Consider the following 12,857-nt stretch of genomic DNA (forward strand, 5'->3'; position numbering starts at 1 on the left):
GAAAAAGCGAAGCTAGCTGCTTCGCTTTTTCATTTTATTGAGGCAAAATATCTCTTAGCGCCCGTCTGAGCATTTTCCCCGTCGCATTTTTCGGAATGTCGTCAAGAAACGTAATGGCGGCAGGCCGCTTGTATTTCGCCAGATGCTTTTCACAGTGCTGCATGATGTCCTCTTCTGTTATGCCAGAACGTTTCGGTACCACATATCCCTTTACCGCTTCCCCGCTTTGGGCGTCCGGCACGCCGATGACAACGGCCTCCTTGACGTCCGGGTGTCTGTACAGCACCTCCTCCACTTCCCGCGGATACACATTGTATCCTCCTACAATGATCATGTCTTTTTTCCGGTCAACAATGTAAAAATAGCCGTCCTCATCCCGTCTTGCCAAGTCCCCCGTATAAAGCCAACCATCTTTTAACGCATGCTCTGTTTCCATCGGCATTTTATAGTAGCCCTTCATCACATTGGGTCCTTTTACGATCAATTCGCCGACCTGGTGAGCGGGCAGCTCGCGTCCGAGCGGATCTACGACCTTGTTTTCGACATGTAAGATACTTGTCCCGATGGAGCCCGGCTTTCTGCCCCTGTCAAACGGGTTAAAGCATGTGACAGGTGATGCTTCCGAGAGCCCGTAGCCTTCCAAAATGGTAACGCCGAATTTTTCTTCAAATGCCGTCAGCAATGCGACTGGCATGGCCGCTCCCCCCGAAATGCAAAGCCGGATGGAAGAAAAATCATCCTCTTTTCCATTCTCATGCTGAAACAAGTAATTATACATCGTAGGAACACCGGCAAAAATGGTCGCCTGCTGCTGCTTAACAAGTTTAAAAACAGATGCCGGACTGAATTGAGGCTCAATCAAGACAGTTGCGCCGCTCATCAGCGGTGCATTCATGCAGACAGTTAAACAAAACACGTGAAACATGGGAAGAGCACAAACCACATTGTCCTTCTCATCCATTCCCAAATAGCCTGCGACATCGTTGGCATTGCTGTACAAATTCTGATGAGTCAGCATCGCGCCTTTCGGTTTTCCAGTCGTTCCTGACGTATATAAAATAACCGCGGTATCATCAGGAGCAAGCTCTTGGTTTTGTTTAGCGGCAGATGTCGGCCGCACTATTTTTGCAAACGTTGTCATTTTCATCCTGACCTCTGGGTCCGCGGCTTCCGGCTCAGCCTCTCCCGTATGGCATAAAATGACGAGCTCAACCTTTGGCAGCGATTCATGCATGCTCTCATAAAGCGGCAAAAGCTGGCTAACGCCCACGATCGCCTTTACATCGCCATTTGTCAGCATATAACCAATTTCTGTCGGCGTGTACAACGGATTGATGGGGACAACCACGATCCCGGCTTTTAAAGCACCAAAAAACGCGATGATAAAATCAGGCGAGTTGCCAAGCAGCAAAGCTAGATGGTCCCCTTTCTCCATACCGGCTTCCTGAAGGCCGTCCGCAAATCGCTGAATTTGTTCATTCAGCTCTTGATACGTCATCATGTGATCCTTAAACCTGCATGCGATGCTGTCGGGCTTCTCAGATGCTGTTTCTTCCAATTTTGAAACAAGATTCATTCTCCCACCCCTTAAAGTGAATGAATAGTCATTCATTATTGAAGCCAAGCTTTCTCCTCCATTATAGAGAAACAGAAAAAAACACTCAAGAGCAAAAAGCCCCGAGTGTCAGTTCAGTCATAGTTTCTTCAATGCTTCGGCAATCGGCGTATCTCCTTCTGTCAGATCAAAGGCCCGATTTTCCGTATTGTTTTCATCTAAAGAGGCAATGACCGTTTTTGCAACGTCATCACGGGAAATATAACCCCGCTCCAGATCCTTCGCAGCTGAAACAGTTCCCGTTCCAGGCTCGTTGCGAAGGCCTCCCGGACGGATAATCGTATAGGTTAAACCGCTTGCTTCCAAAATTTTATCGGCATAATGCTTGGCCACATAATAAGGTTTGAGTGCCTCATTCCAATTTTCACGGTTATGGGCTTGCAGAGCGCTGACCATAATAAACCTTTTGATTCCGGCAATGTCCGCCGCTTCAATGGCTTTTGCCGCTCCATCAAGATCCACCAGCAGCGTTTTATCATAGCCTGTGCTGCCGCCGGAACCCGCTGTGAAAATGATGGCGTCGCAGCCTTTTGCCGCGGCGGCGATTTCTTCGGGGCTGCCCTCCAGATTCGCAAGCACAGCTTCTGCACCGGCAGCTTCGAGAGACGCTTTCTGTTCTTCTTTTCTGACCATCGCTCTAATGGAATGATCAGGATGATCCCGGAATAAAGAGACGAGTCTTTGCCCGATTTGTCCGTTCGCTCCGATTAAAAACACTTTCATCTGAATCCCTCCTGCCTCCATTATTTCAAACACACAACCGCTCTTTCAAACGAAGTGCTTTGCCTTAATAAATCAGATCAAGGAAATCCTCTTTCGTAATGTTCCCAAAGTAATGCTTGAGATTCACATCTTCGAGCACATCAGCGATGACGCTCCGTTCGTATTGTTTTCCGACCAGCAGGTTTTCAATATCAGATACATCACCGACACCGAAGAAATCTCCGAAGATTTTGCAGTCCTCAATTTTGCCTTTCTTGACTTCCAGGCGCAAATCGATCGACCCAACCGGATAACGTTTCGAATGATTAAGGTTAAATTTCGGTGAGCGGCCGTAGTTCCAATCCCAATTCTGATAGCGCTCTTTCGAAATTTGATGGATGGTCTCCCAATCTTTTTCTGTCAGCTTATACTCCGGCACGTTTCCAATGTCGTTTGTGTTAAAAATATGGCGAAGCAAATGGCTGCGGAATTCCTCGGTGGTCATTTTATCATCGAGAAACTCACTGATGTTTGCCACTCGGCTTCTGATCGATTTGATGCCTTTTGATTCAATTTTATCCTTTTTCACCTTTAATGCTGACACAACATGATCAATGGCTGAATCAAACATAAGGGTGCCGTGGCTGAAAATACGGCCTTTCGTTGCAAACTGGGCGTTTCCGGATATTTTCCGGCCATCCACTACAATGTCGTTCCGGCCGCTTAATTCCGCTTCAACCCCGAGTTGATGTAGCGCCTGAATCACCGGCTCAGTGAACTTTTTAAAGTTATGAAAGCTGTCCCCGTCATCCTTGGTGATAAAGCTGAAGTTCAAGTTCCCCAGATCATGGTACACAGCGCCCCCGCCTGATAAACGGCGGACGACGATAATCCCGTTTTCCTCTACATATTTTGTATTGATTTCTTCTATTGTATTTTGGTTTTTCCCAATGATAATAGACGGTTGATTCACATAAAAAAGCAAATACTGCTGTTCAGGGTCTAAATGCTTGACACAGTACTCCTCGATAGCAAGATTGATCCGCGGATCATTGATATTTTGATTGTCTATAAATAACATGGTGCTCCTCCTTTATCCTTCCCACACAAAACCTGATTTCGCAATATTCACTTCACCGTTAAAAACAGTTTTCGCTTCTTTGCGAAGATTGTCATGCACGCCAAAATGCGGCAAATGTGTCAGCAGCAGCTCTCCAGCTCCGGCTTCTTTTGCAATGCGCCCGGCTTCCAGGCTGTTCATATGGCCTGCGCTTGTCCCGTCTTGATCCGCATAAAAATTACATTCTGAGATCAGCAAATCAGCATCTTTCGAAAACGGAATAAATGAATCCTGATAGCTGGAATCAGCAGTATAAACGACAGTGTGGCTGCCGTCAGTAATCCGCATGGCATAACACGTCACCGGGTGAATCGTTTTTAAAAATGTGATCGTAAACGGACCGGCAGTCAGCGGCTGATCCGGCTGATAGGCAATGCCTTTCGTATGTGTTTTATATGTAAGCTTTTGAAACTGTTCTATATCAGCATCATGTCCGTAAATCGGAAGCGTATGCTCTCCTTTACCGAGAAACGAACCGACTTGCTTGGCAAATTGCAGCGGCCCGATATCAGCAATATGGTCATGGTGATAATGAGACAGAACGACCGCATCCAGCTTTTCCGCCGGCACATAACCCAACAGCTTAGACAATACGGCACTGCCGCAATCGACAAGCAGAGAGTAATCACCTGACTGAAACAAATAGCCTGACGTCGCTTCATTTGCGGCCGGGAAACCGCCATAGCATCCGATAACTGTAACTTTCATAATGTCCTCCTATCTTTTCAAGAAAATTGTTCCTCCTTCAATATACCCATTTTTCTTGAAAAAAGCATGTTTTAAACATTGTATCAAAACAGTTATTGATTTTTATAATCTGTTATATTACAATGAAGTCACTACAAAGGGGAAAGAGGGATTGGTTATGCTGGGAAAAATCACAGAATTTTTTAGAAACCTGCCTTCGAAAAAGTGCGCGGAATGCGGAAAAAAGATAGAAGAGCAGCATGAGTGCTATGGTAATATCTGCAATGACTGTATAAAAGTAAATGATTTGTCATAAGCAAAAATCCCACGCCCTGCGCGTGGGATTTTCTTATTTATTCACACATATCTTAATTTTGAAATAATATCAGGTTAGGTCAAAGCTCACCCGATTTTAGATAATTCTGGTGATTATCGTGTCATCACTGAATATTCTTTATTTTCTAAATATAATTTACTGTAGACGAATTCATTTCTTATCTATTATAATTTGATCTAATAGTGAGATTAAATATATGTCTATTCATGATATATGTTGATACTTTGTTTTTTGGGAGGTAATCTATGAAAAGAATTAAGTTTGGATTAGCCACACAAATATTCGTTGGACTTATTCTAGGTGTTATTGTTGGCGTCATTTGGTATGGCAACCCAGCATTGCCTACTTACCTGCAGCCAATTGGGGATCTCTTTTTACGCTTAATCAAAATGATAGTGATTCCTATTGTTGTCTCCAGCTTAATCATCGGTGTAGCCGGTGCAGGAAATGGAAAGCAAGTCGGTAAACTAGGCTTCAGAACGATTCTGTACTTCGAGATCATCACGACTTTTGCCATTATTCTCGGACTAGCCCTTGCAAACATCTTCCATCCGGGTACAGGAGTTAATATACACGAAGCTCAAAAATCGGACATCAGTCAATATGTTGAAACCGAAAAAGAACAAAGTAATAAATCAGTGGCGGAAACGTTCCTCCATATTGTGCCGACAAACTTCTTCCAGTCGTTGGTCGAAGGGGATCTTCTAGCCATCATCTGCTTTACAGTACTATTTGCATTGGGTATTTCCGCGATCGGTGAAAGAGGCAAGCCAGTTTTAGCCTTTTTTGAAGGTGTATCCCATGCCATGTTCCACGTTGTAAATCTTGTGATGAAAGTGGCGCCGTTCGGCGTTTTCGCGCTTATCGGAGTGACTGTGTCGAAATTCGGGCTCGGTTCTCTTATCTCTCTCGGAAAGCTCGTCGGATTGGTGTATGTCGCACTTGCTTTCTTCTTAATTGTCGTATTTGGAATTGTCGCAAAAATGGCCGGCATCAGCATCTTCAAATTCCTTGCTTACATGAAGGATGAGATCTTACTGGCGTTCAGTACATCAAGCTCTGAAACGGTTCTTCCGCGCATCATGGAAAAAATGGAGAAAATCGGATGCCCGAAAGGCATTGTTTCATTTGTGATTCCGATCGGATATACGTTTAACTTAGACGGTTCCGTTCTCTATCAATCCATTGCCGCGCTGTTTTTGGCACAGGTATACGGAATTGATTTGACAATTTGGCACCAAATTACGCTTGTGCTTGTCTTAATGGTGACATCTAAAGGGATGGCTGCCGTGCCTGGTACTTCTTTTGTTGTCTTGCTTGCGACGCTTGGCACCATCGGCGTTCCGGCTGAGGGACTTGCCTTTATTGCCGGCGTAGACCGTATCATGGATATGGCACGTACAGTTGTCAACCTGACTGGTAACGCGCTTGCTGCTGTTGTGATGTCTAAATGGGAAGGCATGTTTAACCCTGCGAAAGCAGAAACTGTTATGTCCCAATCGAAAACAGAGCAAAACGCAACCATTTCCGGTTAATGAAAAGCCTGCGGGGTTCTTATCCCGCAGGCTTTTTTAGTCTTGAACAAGCTCAAACAGCTCTGTAATCAAAACCGTATCTTCATTCAGCTCCAGGTCACCGTTTTTAATCAGCTCCGCCCAAGCCATCCGATGATCCTTTTGAAATTCGTCAATTCGGTCTCCATTGCCCTCTCCTTTGACTAACCTCATATCAGGCGCACCAAAGGTGGTTTCAAAGACGTCTGTCACTTTTATATTGCATCTTGGATTGTCATGTTTATCATAAACGGTAACAAGCTGACCAGCTGTTTGATAAACGTCCCTCAATTCATCTTTTGAATATAATGATCTCGGCGCGCACGTGGCTGTTTTTTCTCCGGCAATGATCTGCTGAATCAGCTGTTCTCCCAGCCCGTCATCACCTTCCCAGCCGAATATGCTTTTCAGCTTATAAATCTTCATTCGCTCTTCCCCCCTTATACCATTTGTGACTGTACATAATAATACAGAAGCTTAGCGGTATGGCGAAGAGATGATTTATGGGTGCGTTCAAATGCATGGGAAGCGTCAATTCCCGGCCCGATGAGGCCATGCACAATATCATGCCCGGATTTGATTGCTGCTGACGCATCAGACCCGTAGTACGGATAGATATCAAGCTTATAGTCAATATGATGCTTCTCGGCTAATTGAACTAAATGTTTTCTGAGCTGGTAATGATACGGCCCGCTCGCATCCTTCACACAGATTGATACTGAATATTCATCTGTGGCCTGTCCGTCTCCGATAGCTCCCATATCAACCGCCAAATATTCGACCGTTTCAGGAGGAATATTCGAATTCCCGCCGTATCCGATTTCTTCATTATTGGAAATAAAAAAATGGGTTGTATACGGCAGTTCAATGTCTTCTGTTTGAATTTGATGAATTAAGCGGAGCAATAAGGCGAGGCTTGCTTTGTCATCCAAATGGCGCGATTTAATAAATCCGCTTGCTGTGATTTCGACACGGGGATCAAACGACACAAAATCTCCGACACCAATGCCCAGCTCCTCCGTATCTTTTCGGCAGTGAACAGGTTCATCTAGGCGGATCTCCATATTCTCTTGATTCCGCTCAGCCTTTCCCGCGTCTTTGTATACGTGCACAGACGTTTGATGCATTAAAATTGTGCCTGTGTACGTTTTTCCTGAGGCGGTTTCAATTTGGCAATATTCCCCCTCAATCGAGTTGTAGCGGAACCCGCCGATTAAGTCGATTTTCAGCCGGCCGTCCGCTTTAATTTCCTTCACCATAGCGCCGAGGGTGTCAACGTGCGCCGTCAGCATGCGATGCCGGGATGTGTCGCGTCCTGGAAGCGTTGCAAGTAAGCCGCCCTTGTGGTTCCGAACCGTTTCTACCTTCCATTCTTTTAAAAGGCTTTCAATATAATTGATTACCTCATATGTATTTCCTGTCGGGCTTGGGATCGATACCAGTTCTTTAATGAGCTCCATCGTTTTACGTACGGACGTCATAGGGCATTCCTCCTTTTATTTTCTACTTAAAATATACTCTTTTCCCGAGGGACCCGTCCAATCTTTTCCTATCAATCTCTCATATGCTGTAGAGAGCATGGGAAGAGGAGGGATTTCTATGTGCTGTCGTCATTCACATGAACAGAAATGTCGTTGTCACGATTGGTTCGATGATTTTTGGTTCTTTGACGAGTGGTTCGATAAAGATTTCCATGGCCATTGCAAGAAAAAGAAAGAATGCCATGACCCTTGCGAGAAGAAGAAAAAGAAACACCATTGTTTCTCTTGTAAAAAACACAGACATTCTTGCTGTCATTGCTAAAGACTGAATCAGAAATATTCTGATGACCCATGCTTAATGAATATTTCCATTCACATTTTTCCAAGCGGGCATTGCTGCTGCTTGGACCTTTTATTGAAACACCCTTTTTGCTTTTACAATCCAATACACTGATAAAGCAGCTATAAAAGCAACAATGATTTCAACAGCAGCGGCATGCTCTACGATTCCTCTTTGATATAAAACCGCCGGGACATTAAACAGTGCATGTAAAAGAATAGAATACAGCAAAAACAGCGGCCGGCGGCTTTTAACCGCGTACAGGACTAGCAGCGACAGCCCGATTTGGACAGCAATGGCGCTGATTCTTTCTATTCCGCCCAGCAGCCATTCATACGAAGGGGTATGCAACAGCTGCTCCTGTATTGGCAAAAGCGCCTGTTTGACGTCGCCATTGACCAAAAGCTGTTCAAACGTCCCGCTATTGATAGCAAATGCGTATACAATAAGTGAGATAGAGGACAAGCCTGTAATCAGGATGGCTTCAAGCCCGCCATGGCCTGCACCGAAAGCCAGGCCATCCGCCCAAGTATGATGGCGCTTCATAAAAAATCGCATCATCAAATACCTTCCGCACTCCTCAAAAATGCCGGCCATCAAACAGCCGTAAATGCCATACCACAATGGATGTTGCATCGCTTCTTTCGTCACTTCATTCACTTGCAGTACATACAGATGAACGCCGCCTTCCAGCAGCTGAGCGAAGACAAAAAACGTAAGAGCGCCAATAAAGAACACTTTAAGCGAGGCGCCATATTTCCGCTTAAACCACACAATCAGCCCGATCGGCAACAGAAACGCAATAGCCCCGGATAACGCCAAAAAGACTACTGCTTCTTGACTGACCATTTTTCAGCCTCCTTTTTCTATTTCATAGCTTCCCTATCCTACACTTCTCTTTTTTTATCAAAAAACCTTCTTTTTAGTACCAGATACTAATATCTAGTGTTATAATCTAGCCATAAGGAGTGATTCATATGTCAAAAGCAAAAATTACAGCTATCGGCACATATGCGCCGAGCAGACGCTTAACCAATGTTGATTTAGAAAAGATCGTTGATACATCTGATGAATGGATCGTTCAGCGTACAGGCATGAGAGAACGCCGGATTGCAGATGAACAGCAGTTTACCTCTGATTTATGCATCGAAGCAGTGAAGGACCTCAAGAGCCGCTATAACGGCACACTTGATGATGTCGATATGATCCTCGTTGCCACAACAACATCCGATTACGCCTTTCCGAGTACGGCATGCCGCGTACAGGAATATTTCGGCTGGGAAAACACCGGCGCGCTGGATATTAATGCGACGTGCGCCGGACTGACATACGGTCTTCATTTGGCAAATGGATTGATCACATCCGGCCTTCATCAAAAAATTCTCGTCATCGCCGGGGAGACATTGTCAAAGGTAACGGATTATACCGATCGAACGACATGCGTTCTGTTCGGTGACGCCGCGGGTGCGCTGTTAGTGGAACGAGAGGAAGAGACGCCAGGATTTCTTGCGTCTGTCCAAGGAACAAGCGGGAACGGAGGCGATATTTTGTATCGTGCCGGACTGCGAAATGAAATAAACGGTGTGGAGCTTGCTGGCTCCGGGAAAATGGTCCAAAACGGCCGCGAAGTATATAAATGGGCCGTAAGAACGATCCCTGGCGAATTTGAACGGCTTTTACATAAAGCAGGACTCAGCTCTGATGGTCTCGATTGGTTTGTTCCTCACAGCGCCAACTTGCGCATGATCGAGTCAATTTGTGAAAAAACACCGTTCCCGATTGAAAAAACGCTCACTAGTGTTGAATACTATGGAAACACGTCTTCGGTCTCCATTGTTTTGGCGCTTGATCTCGCAGTAAAAGCAGGGAAGCTGAAAAAAGACCAAACCGTGATGCTTTTCGGATTTGGCGGCGGATTAACCTATACAGGATTGCTTATTAGATGGGGAATGTAACAAAAAAAGAACTTGTTTCCAAGGAAACAAGTTCTTTTTCTTTATGAAGCCGGCTGTTCTTCCGATGTTTTTTCCTTCCGGCTTAACACTGTAAAGTAGGTAATGCTTAAGATAATCATAACGAGAGCGATGCCGATTAAGACGCCGGCCATCTGCCACATGTAGCCAAAGTCCCCGTTTGAAATGACCGCTCTGAATCCGTTAATGCTGTAGGTCATCGGTAATGCGCCGTGGATGACCTGATAGAAATTCGGAAGCAATTCAAGCGGGAAGGTTCCTCCGCTTGCTCCCAGCTGCAGCACTAAAATAATGACTGCGATAAAACGTCCCGGGTTGCCCATTGTTGTGGCCAAAAATTGAATCATCGCTAGGAAAGCGAGACTCGTAATAATCGTAAACACGTAAAATCTCCACGTGCTCTCTACCTCGAGCCCAATTCCCAATAGAAGAACTGTCGCCACAATCAGCGATTGAATGATTCCAACAAGCATCATGACATTGAATTTGCTGAAGAACCACTCAAAACCGTTTCTCGGACGTCCTGACGCCTCCTTCAGCGGGAAGACAACCGTCAGCATGATGCCGCCGACATATAAGCCCATTGACAGGATATAAGGTGTCAGCCCTGTTCCATAGTTAGGAACGGAATGAATGGCATCATCTTTGGTTTTCACCGGATCCGCAAACATGCCGTATGTTTGATCATCAGCGTCGATATCTCCTGTTTGATCTGCCGCATCCTTCAGCTTATTAGACAGCTCCCCTGTGCCGTCCAATAGCTTGCCTAAGCCTGTATCAAGTGATGCAGACCCGTCGGCCAGTTTTGATGATCCGCTTTGGACCTGTTTAGACCCGTCTAACAGCTTAAACAATCCGCCGGATACTTGGCTGCTTCCTGTCACCAATTGCTCTGAGCCCGCTTTTGCTTTTGCAAACTGCTTATTATATTCACCAATGCCGGCTGTCAATTTATTTTGGCCATCTGTCACCTGCTGTGACGCATTGTATATTTTCTCAGATCCAGCAGATAATTGGTCAATCGCGTCTTGAGTGGCTTTTGCGCCGTTATAAAGCTTAGAGGTAGCTTCCGGCAATGCTTTCACCTGGGCAACCTCCGCTTTCACATCTTCCAATGAGCTTTTTATCGTTGCGATGTCAGGCAGCTGATCAGCTGTAGGAAGTCCACTTAAAATTTCATCAAAATCAGGCGCATCAACTTGCGGAAGCTGCTTTTCAACAGAATTGATCAGCTGGCTTTTTTGCTCCGCTGTTAAGAAATCACTCGAGTTGATGAGATTTTTGAATGCCTGATCACGGTTTTTCAAGCTGTTTTCAAAGTCAGACAGCTGTTTTTTAAATTCCTTCATCGCAGTTTCTGACTTTTCCAGATTGTTCACAGCTGTTTCAAGCTGTGTTAAATCGAGCGCATTTATGAGTTTTTCCGCTTTTGCTGCTTTCTCCGACTCTTCTTGTGCTTTACTGTTGAGCTGATTCAGCCCGTTTGTAAGATCAGGTAAGCCCTGCTGCACCTTTTGAAGGCCGGCATTCAGTTCATTTAGTTTGCCCGTCAGCTTGCCTGATCCTGCTGCAAGCTGACCAGATTTATCATAAATCTGGTTGCTGCTGTCCTGGAATTTACCGAGCGAGCTGTCAAGTGATTGGATGCCGCTCGTCACCTGAGCCGCTCCATCTGCAAGCTGCGCTGTTTTGTCACTGATGGTAGCGGTGCTTTCCTTCAGCTTCGCCAGATTTTCTTTCAGCTGGGCGCTTCCGTTTTTCGCATCCTTTGTGCCGTCATCAATTTTTTTCGCGCCGCTGCTCGCGTCGCTCAGCCCTTTTGCGATATCTTTAAAGTTATCAAAAATAACTTTCGTATATTGCTCGGTCACTTCTTTAGACACAGAGGCTTTCAGTTTATCAATCGCTTTTTCGCCGATCGTTGCCCCTACATAGTTGGAACCGGCATTTGTATGGTATTTCAGATCCAATTTTTTCGGATTTTTGTCCAACACAGTGCTGGCATTCTTAGAAAAATCCTCAGGAATCTCGACAACTAAATAATATTTTTGATTTAATAAGTCCTTTAACGATTGGTCTAGATCATTGGAAAAATGCCAATCAAAGTTTTTATTATCCTTTAATTCTTTGACCAGATCATCACCGATTTGAAGTTTTTCTCCTTCATACGTTGCGCCCTCATCTTGGTTGACGACTACGACAGGCAGCTGGTCAACTGTGCCGTACGGGTCCCAATAAGCCTTTAAGAATACGCCGCTGTAAATAAGCGGAACAAACAAAATGGCGATGATGGGAATCAATAGTTTTTTACTTGTTACGATGTCTTTCCACTGACTTCGTATTGTGTTCATCCTGATGCCTCCATTCTAAAACTGACTCATCATGAAAAATGGTCATTTTCTTGCAAAGAGAAAGGATTATCTAGTTGGCTGACAATCCATTGACAACATACAATTCAAGCAGTTCCGCAATTGTCTCTTTATCAAGCGGGGGATGTTGTTTTTCCCAGTCAAAAATGAGCGCGATATAAAGCTTCAACATCACAAAGGCCGTCAGTTCAGGATCGCACGGCTTGATTGCGCCGCTTTTAATCCCGTCTTCAATCTTACTTTTGATATAAGACAGTATGGCTCGCTCCATTTTCTGGATCACTTCCTGAACTGCCATTGTACCAATCTCGGCATTCTCTTGGAAAATCTTAATCGTCAGCTGATGTGTTTTCCTGAACTCCAGAATGGCAAACAGCGCTCTGTGCACATTTTCATGGAACGGAAGGTTCGGCTCCATCGCTTCATCCGCTTTTTGCTTCATTTCCTTCAATAAAGTTGTGAAAATCTCGTCAAACAGCTCTTCTTTGTTTTTAAAAAATGTATAAATGGTTCCCTTCCCCACATTCGCAAGCTTTGCGACAAGGTCCATGGTCGTCGCTTTATACCCGAACTGCGTGAAAGACTTTGTAGCCGCCTCCAAAATGAGCTTTTTTCGATCTATTGACATCGTATATCACCCCAAAACTGACCGTTTGAACATTTTAGTCATTAAGTACATA

The 12,857-nt window shown here is 44.9% G+C and carries 13 protein-coding genes; 4 read left to right on the top strand and 9 right to left on the bottom strand.

The features are described from left to right. Nucleotides 1–34: 34 nt before the first annotated feature. The 4 genes from lcfB to QA442_RS16925 form a co-directional block, all read right to left on the bottom strand. Nucleotides 35–1,576, bottom strand: a complete 1,542-nt coding sequence (gene lcfB, locus QA442_RS16910; RefSeq protein WP_071582276.1) for a long-chain-fatty-acid--CoA ligase LcfB — start codon at nucleotides 1,574–1,576, stop codon at nucleotides 35–37. Nucleotides 1,577–1,693: 117 nt separating this feature from the next. Continuing rightward, on the bottom strand, nucleotides 1,694–2,338 hold the full coding sequence (locus QA442_RS16915; RefSeq protein WP_071582277.1) for an SDR family oxidoreductase: 645 nt from the start codon (nucleotides 2,336–2,338) through the stop codon (nucleotides 1,694–1,696). A 64-nt stretch (nucleotides 2,339–2,402) separates the two neighbouring features. Next, nucleotides 2,403–3,398 carry a lipoate--protein ligase gene (gene lplA, locus QA442_RS16920; protein WP_095432690.1) on the bottom strand — a complete coding sequence of 332 codons (996 nt, stop codon included), beginning with the start codon at nucleotides 3,396–3,398 and terminating at the stop codon, nucleotides 2,403–2,405. Between the two features lie 12 nt (nucleotides 3,399–3,410). Further along, nucleotides 3,411–4,145 (bottom strand): MBL fold metallo-hydrolase, encoded by a 735-nt coding sequence (locus tag QA442_RS16925; protein WP_040083543.1) that lies wholly within the window; start codon nucleotides 4,143–4,145, stop codon nucleotides 3,411–3,413. A gap of 157 nt (nucleotides 4,146–4,302) precedes the next feature. Here QA442_RS16925 and yhfH point away from each other — a divergent pair, with 157 nt between their 5' ends. Further along, nucleotides 4,303–4,440: a protein YhfH gene (gene yhfH / locus QA442_RS16930; protein WP_279473323.1), complete on the top strand. Its 138-nt coding sequence runs from the start codon at nucleotides 4,303–4,305 to the stop codon at nucleotides 4,438–4,440. A 266-nt stretch (nucleotides 4,441–4,706) separates the two neighbouring features. Next, nucleotides 4,707–5,996 (top strand): glutamate/proton symporter GltT, encoded by a 1,290-nt coding sequence (gene gltT / locus QA442_RS16935; protein ID WP_095432691.1) that lies wholly within the window; start codon nucleotides 4,707–4,709, stop codon nucleotides 5,994–5,996. Between the two features lie 36 nt (nucleotides 5,997–6,032). Here the strand turns inward: gltT and QA442_RS16940 are convergent, their stop codons facing one another. Then, on the bottom strand, nucleotides 6,033–6,440 hold the full coding sequence (locus tag QA442_RS16940; protein WP_040083546.1) for an ASCH domain-containing protein: 408 nt from the start codon (nucleotides 6,438–6,440) through the stop codon (nucleotides 6,033–6,035). 14 nt (nucleotides 6,441–6,454) lie between these two features. After that, on the bottom strand, nucleotides 6,455–7,495 hold the full coding sequence (locus tag QA442_RS16945; RefSeq protein ID WP_095432692.1) for a M42 family metallopeptidase: 1,041 nt from the start codon (nucleotides 7,493–7,495) through the stop codon (nucleotides 6,455–6,457). A gap of 137 nt (nucleotides 7,496–7,632) precedes the next feature. Between QA442_RS16945 and QA442_RS16950 the strand changes: the two genes are divergently transcribed. Beyond that, entirely contained in the window at nucleotides 7,633–7,824 is a 192-nt protein-coding gene (locus tag QA442_RS16950) for a hypothetical protein (protein WP_095432693.1), read from the top strand. Nucleotides 7,825–7,907: 83 nt separating this feature from the next. Here QA442_RS16950 and QA442_RS16955 read toward each other — a convergent pair whose 3' ends face one another. After that, nucleotides 7,908–8,684: a YhfC family intramembrane metalloprotease gene (locus tag QA442_RS16955; protein ID WP_095432694.1), complete on the bottom strand. Its 777-nt coding sequence runs from the start codon at nucleotides 8,682–8,684 to the stop codon at nucleotides 7,908–7,910. Between the two features lie 128 nt (nucleotides 8,685–8,812). Between QA442_RS16955 and fabHB the strand changes: the two genes are divergently transcribed. After that, the gene (gene fabHB, locus QA442_RS16960) at nucleotides 8,813–9,790 is read left to right on the top strand and encodes a beta-ketoacyl-ACP synthase III FabHB (protein WP_095432695.1); all 978 of its coding nucleotides are present in this window, start codon (nucleotides 8,813–8,815) and stop codon (nucleotides 9,788–9,790) included. Nucleotides 9,791–9,831: 41 nt separating this feature from the next. Here the strand turns inward: fabHB and QA442_RS16965 are convergent, their stop codons facing one another. Together QA442_RS16965 and QA442_RS16970 are read right to left on the bottom strand one after the other, a co-directional pair. Continuing rightward, a complete protein-coding gene (locus QA442_RS16965; protein WP_095432696.1) occupies nucleotides 9,832–12,159 on the bottom strand; it encodes a YhgE/Pip domain-containing protein in 2,328 nt (775 codons plus the stop codon). Between the two features lie 70 nt (nucleotides 12,160–12,229). Next, nucleotides 12,230–12,805, bottom strand: coding sequence for a TetR/AcrR family transcriptional regulator (locus tag QA442_RS16970; protein ID WP_021479630.1), 576 nt, complete (start codon nucleotides 12,803–12,805; stop codon nucleotides 12,230–12,232). Nucleotides 12,806–12,857 lie beyond the last annotated feature (52 nt).

Source organism: Bacillus stercoris, assembly GCF_029772985.1.
Taxonomy (GTDB): domain Bacteria; phylum Bacillota; class Bacilli; order Bacillales; family Bacillaceae; genus Bacillus; species Bacillus stercoris.

Coding starts and splice junctions, on each gene's coding strand:
- lcfB (WP_071582276.1), bottom strand. CDS start 1,576: ATGAATCTTGTTTCAAAATTGGAAGAAACAGCATCTGAGAAGCCCGAC.
- QA442_RS16915 (WP_071582277.1), bottom strand. CDS start 2,338: ATGAAAGTGTTTTTAATCGGAGCGAACGGACAAATCGGGCAAAGACTC.
- lplA (WP_095432690.1), bottom strand. CDS start 3,398: ATGTTATTTATAGACAATCAAAATATCAATGATCCGCGGATCAATCTT.
- QA442_RS16925 (WP_040083543.1), bottom strand. CDS start 4,145: ATGAAAGTTACAGTTATCGGATGCTATGGCGGTTTCCCGGCCGCAAAT.
- yhfH (WP_279473323.1), top strand. CDS start 4,303: ATGCTGGGAAAAATCACAGAATTTTTTAGAAACCTGCCTTCGAAAAAG.
- gltT (WP_095432691.1), top strand. CDS start 4,707: ATGAAAAGAATTAAGTTTGGATTAGCCACACAAATATTCGTTGGACTT.
- QA442_RS16940 (WP_040083546.1), bottom strand. CDS start 6,440: ATGAAGATTTATAAGCTGAAAAGCATATTCGGCTGGGAAGGTGATGAC.
- QA442_RS16945 (WP_095432692.1), bottom strand. CDS start 7,495: ATGACGTCCGTACGTAAAACGATGGAGCTCATTAAAGAACTGGTATCG.
- QA442_RS16950 (WP_095432693.1), top strand. CDS start 7,633: ATGAACAGAAATGTCGTTGTCACGATTGGTTCGATGATTTTTGGTTCT.
- QA442_RS16955 (WP_095432694.1), bottom strand. CDS start 8,684: ATGGTCAGTCAAGAAGCAGTAGTCTTTTTGGCGTTATCCGGGGCTATT.
- fabHB (WP_095432695.1), top strand. CDS start 8,813: ATGTCAAAAGCAAAAATTACAGCTATCGGCACATATGCGCCGAGCAGA.
- QA442_RS16965 (WP_095432696.1), bottom strand. CDS start 12,159: ATGAACACAATACGAAGTCAGTGGAAAGACATCGTAACAAGTAAAAAA.
- QA442_RS16970 (WP_021479630.1), bottom strand. CDS start 12,805: ATGTCAATAGATCGAAAAAAGCTCATTTTGGAGGCGGCTACAAAGTCT.